This window comes from Acetivibrio mesophilus, from assembly GCF_004102745.1.
Taxonomy (GTDB): Bacteria; Bacillota; Clostridia; order Acetivibrionales; family Acetivibrionaceae; genus Hungateiclostridium; species Hungateiclostridium mesophilum.
Window position 1 is genome coordinate 37,776 of the sequence record NZ_RLII01000002.1, and the last position, 13,905, is coordinate 51,680.

The 13,905-nt window shown below is 36.2% G+C and carries 13 protein-coding genes, 1 tRNA gene and 1 riboswitch; of the genes, 3 read left to right on the forward strand and 11 right to left on the reverse strand.

Going from position 1 to position 13,905, the window contains the following annotated elements:
- The first annotated feature begins 151 nt into the window (after positions 1 to 151).
- Positions 152 to 751, forward strand: a complete 600-nt coding sequence (locus tag EFD62_RS02450) for a hypothetical protein (protein ID WP_128705694.1) — start codon at positions 152 to 154, stop codon at positions 749 to 751.
- 90 nt (positions 752 to 841) lie between these two features.
- Here the strand turns inward: EFD62_RS02450 and EFD62_RS17730 are convergent, their stop codons facing one another.
- From EFD62_RS17730 to EFD62_RS17975, 9 genes are all read right to left on the reverse strand, one after another.
- Positions 842 to 1,009: a hypothetical protein gene (locus EFD62_RS17730; protein ID WP_170176835.1), complete on the reverse strand. Its 168-nt coding sequence runs from the start codon at positions 1,007 to 1,009 to the stop codon at positions 842 to 844.
- Between the two features lie 222 nt (positions 1,010 to 1,231).
- Positions 1,232 to 2,338 carry a pilus assembly protein PilM gene (gene pilM / locus EFD62_RS02455; RefSeq protein WP_069193855.1) on the reverse strand — a complete coding sequence of 369 codons (1,107 nt, stop codon included), beginning with the start codon at positions 2,336 to 2,338 and terminating at the stop codon, positions 1,232 to 1,234.
- Between the two features lie 261 nt (positions 2,339 to 2,599).
- Positions 2,600 to 3,745, reverse strand: coding sequence for an aminotransferase class V-fold PLP-dependent enzyme (locus EFD62_RS02460; RefSeq protein ID WP_128705695.1), 1,146 nt, complete (start codon positions 3,743 to 3,745; stop codon positions 2,600 to 2,602).
- A 162-nt stretch (positions 3,746 to 3,907) separates the two neighbouring features.
- Positions 3,908 to 5,284, reverse strand: a complete 1,377-nt coding sequence (hydG, locus tag EFD62_RS02465; RefSeq protein ID WP_069196262.1) for a [FeFe] hydrogenase H-cluster radical SAM maturase HydG — start codon at positions 5,282 to 5,284, stop codon at positions 3,908 to 3,910.
- A gap of 303 nt (positions 5,285 to 5,587) precedes the next feature.
- A complete protein-coding gene (locus EFD62_RS02470; RefSeq protein WP_069193857.1) occupies positions 5,588 to 5,851 on the reverse strand; it encodes a TM1266 family iron-only hydrogenase system putative regulator in 264 nt (87 codons plus the stop codon).
- Positions 5,852 to 5,964: 113 nt separating this feature from the next.
- Positions 5,965 to 6,198: a tautomerase family protein gene (locus EFD62_RS02475; RefSeq protein WP_069193858.1), complete on the reverse strand. Its 234-nt coding sequence runs from the start codon at positions 6,196 to 6,198 to the stop codon at positions 5,965 to 5,967.
- An 83-nt stretch (positions 6,199 to 6,281) separates the two neighbouring features.
- A complete protein-coding gene (locus EFD62_RS02480; protein WP_128705696.1) occupies positions 6,282 to 7,430 on the reverse strand; it encodes a YcxB family protein in 1,149 nt (382 codons plus the stop codon).
- A 30-nt stretch (positions 7,431 to 7,460) separates the two neighbouring features.
- On the reverse strand, positions 7,461 to 7,988 hold the full coding sequence (locus EFD62_RS02485; protein WP_162302499.1) for an AAA family ATPase: 528 nt from the start codon (positions 7,986 to 7,988) through the stop codon (positions 7,461 to 7,463).
- Between the two features lie 10 nt (positions 7,989 to 7,998).
- Positions 7,999 to 8,655, reverse strand: coding sequence for a C39 family peptidase (locus EFD62_RS17975; RefSeq protein WP_235832542.1), 657 nt, complete (start codon positions 8,653 to 8,655; stop codon positions 7,999 to 8,001).
- A 192-nt stretch (positions 8,656 to 8,847) separates the two neighbouring features.
- On the opposite strand from EFD62_RS17975, the gene EFD62_RS02495 reads away from it, so the two are divergent.
- Together EFD62_RS02495 and gltX are read left to right on the forward strand one after the other, a co-directional pair.
- Positions 8,848 to 8,922 (forward strand) — tRNA-Glu (locus EFD62_RS02495).
- An 80-nt stretch (positions 8,923 to 9,002) separates the two neighbouring features.
- Complete coding sequence (gltX, locus tag EFD62_RS02500; RefSeq protein ID WP_128705698.1) at positions 9,003 to 10,643, forward strand: glutamate--tRNA ligase; 1,641 nt, start codon at positions 9,003 to 9,005, stop codon at positions 10,641 to 10,643.
- Positions 10,644 to 10,713: 70 nt separating this feature from the next.
- On the opposite strand, the gene EFD62_RS02505 is transcribed toward gltX, so the two are convergent.
- Both EFD62_RS02505 and EFD62_RS02510 read right to left on the reverse strand, forming a co-directional pair.
- The gene (locus tag EFD62_RS02505) at positions 10,714 to 11,403 is read right to left on the reverse strand and encodes an anaerobic ribonucleoside-triphosphate reductase activating protein (protein ID WP_069193861.1); all 690 of its coding nucleotides are present in this window, start codon (positions 11,401 to 11,403) and stop codon (positions 10,714 to 10,716) included.
- Positions 11,400 to 13,490 carry a ribonucleoside triphosphate reductase gene (locus EFD62_RS02510; RefSeq protein WP_069193862.1) on the reverse strand — a complete coding sequence of 697 codons (2,091 nt, stop codon included), beginning with the start codon at positions 13,488 to 13,490 and terminating at the stop codon, positions 11,400 to 11,402. The genes EFD62_RS02505 and EFD62_RS02510 overlap by 4 nt, the downstream gene beginning before the upstream one ends.
- Before the next feature lie 210 nt (positions 13,491 to 13,700).
- Positions 13,701 to 13,891: riboswitch (cobalamin riboswitch) on the reverse strand.
- Positions 13,892 to 13,905: the final 14 nt, after the last annotated feature.

Consider the following 13,905-nt stretch of genomic DNA (forward strand, 5'->3'; position numbering starts at 1 on the left):
ACAGCCAAACAAAGCCCAATATATAAATTGACTTAAAAGTAAAATATGATATTATAATACTGCGTATTTTTTCAAATAAAGGTCGATAATAAAAATTAAATATAAGCTCAAAGACAGTAAGCTTTGGGCGAACGGAGGGATTGATGTTAAAATGAAAAGGTATATTACTAAAGAAGATATTGCGCAGCTTACCGATGCTCAAAAAATGCATCTGAATGAAATGTGGTATCCTGAAAAGTATGACATTGCCGTTGCCAATATATGCACCAATGCGGAAACGGAGGAGTATGAGCAAATTGAATTTGTTCTGGGAGATGTCAAGGTCTATAATACTCATTTTATTCTCTATGATCTAATGTTCTTAAGCAATATGAATAACAATGATATTTCCAACCAAGAAGATTCAGCTGACGGTGATTTTAATCCCGAAGGAGCCGATTCCGATGAGAACTATGACAGCGAATATGAAATTGACGAGGATTCAAATGAGGATGAAAACTTTGATTATTCGTTTATCCGCCCCACTACCTTTTCCAAAGAAGAATGCCTTCCACTTCTAAGTATTGCTCAAATGATTGAAATTTTAAATAAGAATAGATCCAAGAGTTACGATTTTTATGTTCTTGCGGACAATGGTGAATTTGCTACAGAAATGGGAAGCAAGGACTTCAATCTTTCCGGTTATGGAAGTGACTTTGAATCAAAGGAACTATGCGATGTTCTCTGGGATTGTGTTAAGCTCATTCTTTAAGAATTCCCGAGCCGTTTAATAAGCTTTAGCAACCTTGGGTATATGCCCGGTGCTGGAAAACTAACCAAGACCGGGCATTGTTCTTCTCAATTATTTTTTCCTTCCTGTTACGACCCTGTATACTATGTATGCAGCAATTATAACTATGGCTATAGGCAAAACCTTGTAAACAGCCCATGAAACTAATTTAAGGGCTATAACAAACAGTAAGATGGCAACAATTATTGTTACTATTGATCTAGCTGTACTATTTTGCATATTAAATCACCTCAATTAATATTCTTAATTTATTATACGATATAAATTAATTTTTGTCTAATAAAAATTAATTTATTTTAGTTTAAATATTAATTTGTTTAATTTGACATAGGACAAAAATAAAAACCCCAGTAAATAATCACTGGAGTTTATTAATCAATTTTAATTCTGAGTTAGTTAAAATTATGCTGAAGAAATAAAAACCTAATCCCAAACTTTTAATTAAAGAGATATCCCTACTGAGTTTATCAGGTAGTTGAGTTTTTCCTTATCAAGGTTTTTCTTAAGCTCAACTCCCTTGAGGTTCAATAGTCCGACAGGATAAACCGGCACATTGAAGGTTGAAAACAGATATTGATTCAATCCGCTCAGTTGTGAACCTCCGCCAATGATAAAAATCTTTGATATTGGTGTACCATAGCATCTTTCCAGATAAAACTCAAAACATTTTGCTATCTGGCGGGTTAGTCTTTCAATAAATCCGCTAACCTTTCCATAAGTAATAACATGCTCCCTCTTAGAAAGATTGTTGGGAACAGTCATCCCATACGTTTTCTTAAGCCTTTCAGCTTCTTGAAGACTTATGTTCATTTCTCTTGCAATATGTTCGTCAATATTTGAACTTCCGGAGAGAATAACCTTGTTGAATTCAAGCACCCTATCTTTTAGAAAATTAACAATTGTCGTCTCCGAACCAAAGTCCAACACAGCGAAGGTATCGCTTTCTACTTTCTTATACCTTCTCTTGGAGTAATATTCATCCATATCCCTTGTAAGGATTTCTCTATTGAAAAATTTTGCAGTACTGTTCGCTGGTATATCAACAGCTAGGGGTTTTAAATCCAGACCTTGCAACACATCGACATAACTTTGAAGAATATTTTTAGGTACTGCGGTCACAAAAACCTTATACTTCTCTGTTTCCTTTTCCTTTATTGTCTGAAGAATTTTGTAGTCAACTCTATAGCTGTCTATATCTATCGGAAGAAACTGAGGCATACTGTTCTTTACAGTGAAATCTTCACTTTCACCGTGCACTTTATTAATCAAATAAATCCTTGTGATTATATTTGTTCCCGACATTATAATCTTGGCATTTTTAGCTTTCATATTCTGCTCTCTAATAACACTCTTGACCACACTTAATACTCTGTCAACGTCATATATTGCACCATTTTTAATGCAATCGGGCGGGGTCGGAACAATACCATAGTTCTCGATAAAAATACTATTGTTCTTTTTCACGGAAACTTCAACAACTTTTATATTCCGATACCCAACATCTATACAGACCATCGAAGTTTTTTTCATTAATAAATCTAGTAGCATTTACGAATCTATCCCCCTTATAAAGTGCACACTTAATGATTTAAATAACATAAGACGTTGTATTGTGTATAAAATGGGGTGTAATACCAGTCATAAAAACTCATTAATTTACATAATACAACTCCAGCATATAATAATAATAACTTGTATGATAAATAATTATAGCATAATAGTTTTAAGATTTCCAGCATATTAAAATTAATTCATTTTATTTTTCTATATTTCCCTTTTGTTTAAAATATGCTAATAGAAGTAAACTTTTTATAACATCTGTGAGATTCGCTTTAATGCTTCAATTGTAACATCTATTTCTTTAATAGTATTGAAGCATCCTACACTCAGTCTGACTGTTCCAGATGCTTTTGTCCCAATGGTCTCATGGGCCAAAGGTGCACAGTGAAGACCTGACCTCGAAGCAATGCCGCACATACTATCAAGCATAAAACTAACTTTTGTAGAATCTATACCAATAAAATTAAATGAAATGATACCGGAGTTTTTATTTATGTCATTAAGGCTGTAAAGCTTTATTCCGCTTAAATTCTCTATACCTTCGTATAACCTTTTTACAAGCATGTGTTTGTAAATTCTAATATTATCAATTCCAAAGCTCTCAATAAATTTAATTCCAAATCCTAGACCAACTATGCCGGGAGTATTTAAGGTTCCGCTTTCAAGCATGTCAGGGAATATCTCTGGTTGGTAAAAGCTTTCAGAACGGCTTCCTGTACCTCCCCGCATTATTGGAGTTATTTTTACCTTTTCGCTTACATAAAGAGCTCCTATTCCCTGCGGACCAAGCAAGCCCTTATGCCCCGGAAATGCAAACATGTCTGCCTTTATTTCCTGAACATCAAGTTTCATAGAACCAGCCCCTTGGGATGCGTCAACAAGGAATAAAATACCTTTATCCTCGGCAATTTTCCCGATATCTATTATAGGCATTATTATACCATTTACGTTGGAAGAAAGGGAACATATAATCATTTTTGTATTCTTTTTGATACTTCTTTCTATATCCATTATATCAATTTCGCCGAAATAATTTCCCCTCACAATAGTAAGCTCAATAATGTTTTCTTTCTCCAACGTTTTTAGCGGCCTTAGAACAGAGTTGTGCTCCATGCTTGTAGTAATTACATGATCGCCTGTTTTTAAGACCCCGTTAATTGCAATATTCAGAGCCTCTGTTGCATTTTTGGTAAATACTACTCTCATGGGATTTCCAATATTAAAAAACCTTGACACAATCTCCCGCGTCTCATGAACAGCTCTGCCCGACTTTATTGCCAGCTCATGTCCTGCCCTTCCGGGATTTGCACAAAATTCCTTCATACATAAAAGCATTTCATCATAAACTCTCTCCGGCTTCGGATATGAAGTTGCTGCATTGTCAAGATAAATCATATTACTCCATCCTTATGAGTTAGTATAAATAATTCAAAAGTGACTTATCAGATGTTTATATTAAATAATGTTATAAACTCTATTATAAGCCACTTAAGATTCTTTTTTATATATACAATATATTCAGTTTTTCACTTATAATATCACTTTTATTGTAGTTTATTAAAAATAAAGATCCCTTTTTCCTTTCTCAATTTCATCAAGCTTAGCTATAGTAAGTGTTCTCATTTTATCATCATCTATTTCTTCAAGAGCCTTAAGTATTATTTCCTCACCCATTTTTCTTAAGGACTCATCGGCATAATCCATCAGATTTTCCTTGAAGGTGAGAATAGCATTTGGCTGACAGAATTCATGTATATCTCCAGCCTTTGCATATTCCATGAAGTTCTCTCCTGTACGGCATCTTCTGTAGCAGGCAGTGCAAAAGCTAGGAATATAACCCTTTTGACATATTGTCTCCATCATCTTTGGCAAACTTCTGTTGTCGCTAATTTCAAACTGATCTGCATGGTCGTCATCTTCCTCATATCCTCCGGGATTGGTTTTTGACCCTGCGCTTATTTGGGATATTCCAACACTTAAAAGTTCATCTCTGAATTCCGCCCTTTCCCTTGTAGATAATATAATTCCTGTGTATGGAACGGCAATTCGGAATATAGCCACGATTTTCTTGAAATCCTTATCGGAAACGTTGTATGGAACCTCTTTCAAAGCACCACCTAGTGCCGGACGAAGCCTCGGTACCGATATAGTGTGAGGTCCAACACCAAATTTCTCTTCAAAGTGCATACAGTGCATCAAAAGCCCTAAAACTTCAAACCTGTAATTATAAAGACCTAAGAGCGCTCCTACACCGACATCATCAATGCCAGCTTCAAAAGCCCTGTCTATAGCTGTTATACGCCAGTCATAATTGGCTTTCATACCTACAGGATGCATTATTTTATAGGTTTCTCTATGATATGTCTCCTGGAATATTACATAAGTTCCTATACCGGCCTTTTTAAGCTCCTTATAGTCTTCTACCGTCATTGGAGCAGCCTCAATATTGATTCTTCTGATATCCGTAGCTTTATATATCGCATCCATTGCGTCGGTAAAATGCTTTACGTTTGTCTTTCTTGGATCTTCTCCACAAATAAGAAGCAGTCTTTTGTGTCCCTGTCTCTCGAGTGCCTTTGCCTCATTCACTATTTCCTCAAGGCTAAGAGTCCTCCTGTGAAGCTCCTTGTTGTCATGTCTAAAACCGCAATAAAGACAGTTGTTTGTGCACTCATTGCTTGTATATAGGGGTGCAAATAAAACCACTCTTTTTCCGTATATTCTGTCTTTTATATATTTTGCTGCATCATAGAGCTCGTTTAATAGCTCTTCGTCTTCTAAGTAGAGTAGCTTTGCAACCTCTTCTAGATTTATACCCCTACAATCTCTAGCCTTTGCCAGTATTTCTCTTATCTCATTCTTGTCGGTAATTTTACCCTTTTCAAGAAGTGAAAAAATCTGATCTTCCTTTATAAAATTAACCTTTTCAATCATTGAATATCCCTCGCTTTCAATAACATGCCCTACACAAATACCCATTGTATAAATTTACTCTTACTCATTTCCCAAAATAAAATAACGGAATAATAAAACTCTTCGTGACATACAAAGTCAGGAAGAGTTTATAGACAAAACACACATATCTATTCCCCCTTCGATTAGATCCTTCATAGTTACCAAAAATAGTAATCCATCTCGTCAGGTATAAGTTATCAATATATTCCTCGACGTCAGAATCTTAATTATTCCTACATCTTAGAGACTAATATTAATTTTTACAGTTTGATTTCAACACCTTTAATTTGTTAAAGCAACCTTTGCCTTAACCCCATTTATGTTGCCGAGCTTGCCGGTGAGGGCACCTATTTTGTCATTTGAACCATCAACAATTATGGATATTACAGAAATGCCCTTTTCCTTATACGGTACACCCATCCTCCCAACGATTATTTCGCCATAATCGGTTAATATATCGTTGACTCTTTTCGAACTCTCTTCACGGTTATTTACTACAATACCTATAACAGCTATCCGATTTTCCTTTCTCTTTTCGTTCTCCATAGTATTTACCCTCGTTAAAAAATTAACTATATTATAATTATACCAAATTCTAAAGGAATGTAAACAGAAATTCATCCCCGTTTTTGCCTCTTTAATTTCAAGGGGTCCTATTATTAGTCTTCCGGTTTGTATCCCGGCTTTATATAAAGTGTTTCTCCTTTTTCCATTATATCAGGCTTATACACTTCAGCATTCCACTTTTCTCTTGGAACCTCTTCGATACTTACAGAAACACTGGTTTCAGAGGCATTTAACGTTTCAACAACATCCCTTGCTATCCTGTTTGCAAGCTCTATCTTTTGATCTTCTGTCCTTCCGGGCCATAATTTGACAATGACGTGGGGCATTTCGTATTCCTCCTTGACAATTAATTATTCATATTTTATTCCTTAAGCAGATTACTTTCAAGCTATTATTCCAGTTCTATGTATTAAATTTTGGGTCGAGATTTATAACTTCGGTATTTATGTATAAGCTGTCTGAATTTTTCCAACTCATCTTCTTTTCCCGCAAAAACCCTTTTGGGTATCATGTGAAATAATTTGGGGCTTATATACAGAAGAAAAGAAGATTTTATCTCAACGATTTTCTCTAGATTCGCGCATTCAACACGATTTGTCCCTGCAGAATAATCAATTGTATAATGATTTGTGTAAAAACTGTATTTGAATGGCTTTTTTAACGTAGCATCATTATTATACATCCTGTTTACATTTATTAGTAACATTATAGGTAAAAGAAATGCAAAAAAAGCTCCAAGAAGTATAGTAGCTAAATTAATTCCCGAATCAAGATTCAAGATTCCAGATATAAAAAACAGTAACCCCAATAATGTAATAATAATTATTATGGGATTTTTATATAATACTATAAAATTCGTTATTAAAAGATCCTTTTTTTCTATTGTAACATCAATCACTATCTCAGGGTTTTCTTCGTTATCGACTTCAAAATACTCGGTCACAGGCTGAGTTATCAATTCTATTTCTCCATAATCAGGAGATGAACTTTTTAATTTATAGTTTTTAAGTTTAAGTTTTCGTTTATTTAAACTGCTGCTATACAAGATTCCCCTAAAATCAACCAAATGTTCCTGTGAAGCAAAACACCTTTTTGGAATCATAAGCAATTTGAAAGGTGAAAAATATATCAAGAAACACGGCCTCAGTTCCTGAACCTTGTATATGTCATTCCAGGAAAAAGTATTAGTACCTTCAGAAGTGGAGAGAGTAATCTTTTCTTCTGTTACTTCGATACAATTAAGAATTTGCAATGAACGGTCATTAGCAAATTTATCTTTACGAATTGAGTAGTCTAGCAAAAAAGGAGCTAACCTAAATAGTACAAAGAAACCCAAAGCAAAAATAATTGAAAAAATCAAAAATAATATCGTTTCGGTGTCTTCGTGTTCAATGAGTATATAAATCATTGTAATTAGCACTAGTAGACTAATTATCAAAATAAGAAAAAAAGATATTATTAAACCAATTTTTCCCATTATACCTTTATATCTTGTAGCTAGATAAAGATCCCTAAAGTCTTTTAATCTGTATTTTACATTAACTTTTATACTATTCATATTACATTTCCCCCCAAAACAGATATTGGTTTACTCCACTATAAAGCGCTTTGCCCTTTTAATTTCTAAAACAATATCTTCAATGCTCTTGTCAGATGTATCAAGAATATATTTACTATCAATTTCCTTGTCCTTAAACTCATTCAAAACTTCTATAGCCCTGTCTCCCATAATCTCTTCCGGAGCTCTTTTGCCATCTCTTATCCTTATAGTATCTTCATTTGCCATCAGAACTACATATTTTAGCACTATATTATATTCACATCTCAATTTTTCAAGGTACTTCAATTGCTCTGGAAATACGATGTAGTCTATAACTACATCAAAGTTATTCCCAATGTAATTAAAAGCCAAGGCGGAGACATTCGACCACAGCAATTCAGTTAAATTCCCATCGTCCTGCCATGGAAACACATATCCACCAACCACCATTTCATAGATTAAATCCGCATTTATGTGAGAGCTTTTATCCAAGGTTTGTGCCAGATTATGAGAAATTGTAGATTTACCCACCCCGCATGGTCCTGTGATTATAAATATATTTTTTTCCTTATTCAATAAAATCACCTCATTGTGTTCTTTCGATAACCCTATAAGCATAAACCTTTCCATGTTCTGAAAGCAATCTTGTCTTAGTTCCGTCATCCATTGGGTCACAGATAATAAACTCCCCGTCTTTTGCCCCGACAATCAGTACCCAATGAGTTATACCCGTTTTAAAGTAGTGAACATTTACAATGGGTAATAGTCCCCTTTCAAGATCCTTCTCTATGGTTTTGCTACTAAAAATACGACTATATCTATAGTCCACTTCGGGTATGGATTCGTTTATTTTATACCAAATTAAATCCGCACCTTGAAAACCGCTGTTTTGAGTCAGTGTAGCATTTAATTCCTTTGGTGTTATTGGCACATTCAGATCGGATATAGCTGTTGCAACGCAGGAAATCAGGCAACCGGTATTTCCCATCTTTCTAACGGAATTTCCGATAGTATCGTCCTTCCACTGAGGATCATTTTGCCTATAATATCCCGTTATAGCGACAGGATAGTCTTTTGACGGAGTAAGTTCTACTCCGAAATTCTTTATGAAGTACACCCTTCCTGCATAGATTAAAAATGGTGTTGCAAACAATAGCAGAATACAGCATAATATCAGCATTGAATAAAACACGCGCTTTTTCCAAGGTGAAAAACTCTTTATAGTTGTAAGTAATCTACTCATATATCATGCTCCTTATTAAATCTAGGTAATTTGCTTGTGTTTAAAAATATGCTTGAAACATAAAAATAACTATCTTTGCCCTACGCCCCATATTTTATCAGATTATATATGCCTCAGTCTACTGCTCAATTTTTTTTTAATTTAATATTGAAAAAGCAATTTGAAGAGTGTATAATATATTCATTGTAATTTGGCCCATTGGTCAAGCGGCTAAGACGCCACCCTCTCAAGGTGGAAACAGGGGTTCGATTCCCCTATGGGTCACCAAAGTAATAACATGACGGTTCTTTGTTAAAAATAACAAAAGCCGTCTTTAATTTTGACTATTAATAATAATGAGGTGAAATATGGATTATAAGAAGTTAGCTGATATGCTTTTTCCCAACATATCAAAGTCAATTTCCTATTATGAGGATACAGTATTTCCTGACAGAAACTTAAGTGATGGGGCGAAAGTTACCCGATTGGCGCCAAGTCCAACAGGCTTTATTCACCTTGGAAACCTTTACGGAGCCTTTGTCGATGAACGTTTAGCTCATCAGAGCAACGGAGTATTTATTCTTCGCATAGAGGATACCGACGAAAAGCGCAAGGTTGAGGGAGCAGTAGAAACCATTATATCCTCTCTGGAGTTTTTTGATCTTAGGTTTGATGAAGGAGCCGGTATCGATGGAGAAACAGGTAACTATGGACCGTATTTCCAGAGTAATCGAGCTGAGATTTATCAGACTGTGGCAAAACACCTGATTGAAATGGGCAGAGCCTATCCTTGCTTCTGTTCTGAAGAAGATCTGGAGAAATTAAGAGAGCAGCAATTAGCCGAAAATGTTAATACGGGATATTACGGCAAATGGGCTGTGGACAGGGATTTATCCTTGGAAGAGGTTCAAAAACATCTAGAAAACAACGATAGCTTCGTTATTCGTTTTAAGTCTATGGGAAATCCTGAAGAAACCTTCGAAATTGATGACGCTATAAGAGGTCGTCTTTCCTCACCGGTTAACTTTCAGGATATAGTCATTTTGAAGGCTAACGGTATACCTACATACCATTTTGCCCATGTGGTTGATGATCATTTGATGAGAGTAACCCATGTGGTAAGAGGCGAAGAATGGCTTTCAACCCTGCCTATTCATTATGAATTGTTTAAAACATTGGGCTGGGATTTGCCGGTATACTGCCATACTGCGCATTTAATGAAGATAGACAATGGCGTAAAAAGAAAGCTCTCAAAAAGAAAAGATCCGGAGCTGGGATTGGAGTATTACATGAAATTAGGATATCATCCCGCAGCAGTAAGGGAATATCTTATGACAATTTTAAATTCCAACTTTGAAGAATGGAGAATTCAAAACCCTGACGGCAATATAAATGATTTTCAGTTTACTCTTGACAAAATGAGTAATTCCGGTGCTTTGTTTGACTTAGATAAGCTTAATGATATAAGTAAAAATGTTCTGGTTAGAATTTCGTCAGAAGATATTTATGATTTTCTGCTCAAATGGGCCAAGGAATATAAAAAAGAAATAGTTAATATCTTAGTAGAATATAAGGACTCGGTAATAAAGCTTCTGTCGGTGGGTAAAAATTTCGATAAACCGCGTAAGGATTTGATTTATTGCGAACAGATATTTGAGTTCATCAACTATTTCTTTGATGACTATTTTGCAATCGTTGATAAATATCCCGAAAACATAGATGAAGAGGAAGCAAAAAAGATACTTAGGGCATACCTTGAAACCTACAATCATAACGATGATCAAACCCAGTGGTTTGATAAAATCAAAGTAATTGCGACAGAGAACGGATATGCGGCAAAGCCAAAGGATTTTAAAAAGAATCCAGATATGTATAAAGGTCATGTAGGTGATGTAAGTACTGTTATAAGAATTGCCATAGTAGGCCGTAGCACTTCGCCGGACGTCTGGGAGATTCAACAGATTATGGGAGAAGAAAAAGTAAGGGAAAGAATTCAAAATTTGATATAAAGAGATATAAAGAGTTGTAAGAGGTGTTATAAAAGCGATGGAAATTGTATCCATCGCTTTTATGATAATATTACGCACAGAATGCTGCTCCTCTTGTTTCCACCTGTCTAACAATTCCCTTTATCTTTACTGCTGCATCCAATAGGAATTGCGGACTATGGGAATCTTTTGTCGCCTTCCCGTTCACGTCACGATATTTTTGCAGTACATACAACCTTGCTCCTGCAATACCTTTTGCTATTTCGAAGATATCATCCATTTCAAGTCCGGGAGCAACAGTAGTACGAAACTCATAGTCTACTGCGCTGTTTTTCAAAACCTCAATGCTTTTCTTAATGCTCTCAATGTCTACATTTGTGCAGCAAACCTCATTGTATTTAGTAAATGGAGCTTTCACATCCATTGCAATATAATCAACCAGTCCTTTATCGATTAGGTTTTCAATCGCATAGGGATTTGTCCCGTTGGTATCCAATTTTACTGCATATCCCAAGGATTTGACCTTTTCCATAAAACCTTCTAAGTCTTTCTGGAGTGTGGGTTCCCCTCCGCTTATAACTACACCATCTATAAATCCTTTTCTTTTAGTAAGCAATTGAAAAAAATCATCAGTATCGATAAACTCCTCGCTACTGCCGGAAATCAAAGTTCTATTGTGGCAATAAAAGCAATTCATATTACAGCCCGGTGTAAAAGCAATAATTGCCAGTTTTCCCGGGAAATCTACAAAGGAGTTCTTATGTATTCCTGCAATTTTCATGACACTTTCTCCGCCAGTCTAAATTTCTTCCTGGTAAAATACTCTTCCTTTTTACCGATGTTATAATTTGCTACCGGCCTCAAATACCCTGTTACCCTTGACCACACCTCTGTATTGCTGCCACACTCAGGACAGGTGAAATGCTCTCCCTTTATGTATCCATGGTCCTTGCAAATGCTAAAGGTCGGAGTAATTGAGATATATGGCATTTTATAATTAGTGAACACCTTTCTTATAAGGTTTTTGCACACATTGATATCCTCTATGCTTTCGCCCAGATAAAGGTGTTGAACCGTACCTCCTGTATAGAGGGATTGGAGTTCGTCTTGAAGATCTAAATTCTCAAAAATATCATCCGTGTATTCCACCGGAAGCTGGGTTGAGTTTGTATAATATGGAGTATCATGTCCTGCTGTAATTATCTCTGGATATCTTTCTTTGTCAATTTTAGCAAGCCTGTAGGAGGTTCCTTCTGCGGGAGTAGCCTCCAGGTTGTAGAAGTGTCCGGTTTCGTTCTGGAATTCCAACAAAACATCTCTCAAATAATTCATTATATCAATAGCGAACTTCTGACCTTCCTCAGTGGTTAAATCCTTCCCCATAAAGTTTTTGAGTGCTTCATTCATTCCAACGATTCCAATAGTATTGAAATGATTGAACCAGTACTGTCCCGTCCTTTGCTTAACATTTCTAAGGTAATGGGTAGAATAAGGGTAGAGCCCTTTTTCCGATTGCTGCTCAATTATCTTTCTCTTGATTTCGAGAGAAGTTTTGCCTATATTCGCGACTCTCCAGAGCCTTGCTTTAAATTCGCTTTCAGACTTTGAAAGATAGCCGATTCTTGGCAGATTGATTGTAAAGACTCCAATGGATCCAGTGAGGGGATTGCTTCCAAAAAGCCCACCTCCTCTTTTTCTTAGCTCAGAAGTATCAATTCTTAGCCTGCAGCACATAGAGACAGCATCCTCTGGTGATAGATCCGAGTTTACATAGTTTGCAAAATAAGGTATGCCGTATTTGCAGGTTATTTGCATAAATTTGTCTACCACGGGGTTATCCCAGTCAAAATCCTTTGTGATATTGATGGTAGGTATCGGGAAGGTAAACACTCGCCCCTTGGCATCACCCTCTAGCATTACATCACAAAAGGCCATATTAAATATATCCATCTCTTTTTGGAATTCTTTATAGGTTGCATCCATATATTTTCCGCCAATAATGACCGGTTCATCTTTTAGAGTGCTTGGAACCTTTATATCGAATGTAAGATTTGAGAAAGGACACTGAAATCCTACTCTTGTGGGTACATTTATGTTAAAAACAAACTCCTGAATGCACTGTTTTACTTGTTGATAGGTCATGTTGTCATAACGTATGAACGGCGCACAATATGTATCAAAGCTGGACCATGCTTGTGCTCCTGCAGTCTCTCCCTGGGTTGTAAAAGTAGAATTTACAACTTGCCCCAAGAATGACCTTAAGTGTTTTGCAGGATTGCTTTCCACCTTGCCGTCAACACCACCGAATCCGTCTAAAAGGAGTTGGCGCAAATCCCATCCCGCACAGTAGGGACCAAAGAATCCAAGGTCGTGTATATGGCATTCTCCACTCTCGTGAGCCTCTCTTACTTCAGCAGGATAAATCTCATGGAGCCAATATTTCTTTGTAAATGTCTCTCTAACATAATTGTTAAGGCCGTTTACACTCTTTTGAGTGTTGGCATTCTCCTGAATATGCCAATCCTTATCCCCTAAGTAGTCGGAAAACATATTAATAGTGGCTCCCACCAAGGCATTTAAGTCTCGGGCACTTTTTCTCTTCTCACGGTATAATATGTATGCCTTTGCGGTTTTGGCATGACCGTTTTCAATCAAGACCTTTTCTACAATGTCTTGGATATCCTCCACGCCGGGTATCCTATTTTGAAACTCTCTGTTGAGTATTTCATTTACTTGACGGCAAAGCTCTTCAGCACGGCTGAAATCATTTCCTCCGCATGCGGTTGCAGCGTTAAAAATAGCCCAGGTTATTTTCTCAGGCTGGTACTTCTCAAGTCTTCCATCCCTTTTCGAAATTTTTGCAATCATTAAGACATCTCCTATCCGATTTTTTTCATAAAAACAAAAATATTCTGTATATTTGACAAACCAATACTCCCAAAAAAGTAATCGTCTTGACAAAATAAATTCGATATTATAAAGAAATGATTATTGAAACAACCTCTCAAGCATAGATTATGAGGCCGTTTTAGAAACAGAAAAATATCGACACCTCCCTATCATCCGTAGAGCAATGCCACGCTCATAAAAATATAGGCAGGTTTTCTGACTCAGAATCATCGACATTTCAAGCCTTCCCAAACTATCATTCAGTGGCATATATTGAAACATCTACTCATTACAGCGGCGGGACCGTGCAGGATTCTCACCTGCTTCCCTTTTAACCTGAAACACGTACTATCTCAGGCACCTATACCATTTTCAATATGTTGTTGTGGTTAAT

Excerpts from the sequence above, each read along its gene's own strand:
- EFD62_RS02450 (WP_128705694.1), top strand. The coding sequence starts at position 152 with ATGAAAAGGTATATTACTAAAGAAGATATTGCGCAGCTTACCGATGCT.
- EFD62_RS17730 (WP_170176835.1), bottom strand. The coding sequence starts at position 1,009 with ATGCAAAATAGTACAGCTAGATCAATAGTAACAATAATTGTTGCCATC.
- pilM (WP_069193855.1), bottom strand. The coding sequence starts at position 2,338 with ATGCTACTAGATTTATTAATGAAAAAAACTTCGATGGTCTGTATAGAT.
- EFD62_RS02460 (WP_128705695.1), bottom strand. The coding sequence starts at position 3,745 with ATGATTTATCTTGACAATGCAGCAACTTCATATCCGAAGCCGGAGAGA.
- hydG (WP_069196262.1), bottom strand. The coding sequence starts at position 5,284 with ATGATTGAAAAGGTTAATTTTATAAAGGAAGATCAGATTTTTTCACTT.
- EFD62_RS02470 (WP_069193857.1), bottom strand. The coding sequence starts at position 5,851 with ATGGAGAACGAAAAGAGAAAGGAAAATCGGATAGCTGTTATAGGTATT.
- EFD62_RS02475 (WP_069193858.1), bottom strand. The coding sequence starts at position 6,198 with ATGCCCCACGTCATTGTCAAATTATGGCCCGGAAGGACAGAAGATCAA.
- EFD62_RS02480 (WP_128705696.1), bottom strand. The coding sequence starts at position 7,430 with ATGAATAGTATAAAAGTTAATGTAAAATACAGATTAAAAGACTTTAGG.
- EFD62_RS17975 (WP_235832542.1), bottom strand. The coding sequence starts at position 8,655 with ATGAGTAGATTACTTACAACTATAAAGAGTTTTTCACCTTGGAAAAAG.
- gltX (WP_128705698.1), top strand. The coding sequence starts at position 9,003 with ATGGATTATAAGAAGTTAGCTGATATGCTTTTTCCCAACATATCAAAG.
- EFD62_RS02505 (WP_069193861.1), bottom strand. The coding sequence starts at position 11,403 with ATGAAAATTGCAGGAATACATAAGAACTCCTTTGTAGATTTCCCGGGA.
- EFD62_RS02510 (WP_069193862.1), bottom strand. The coding sequence starts at position 13,490 with ATGATTGCAAAAATTTCGAAAAGGGATGGAAGACTTGAGAAGTACCAG.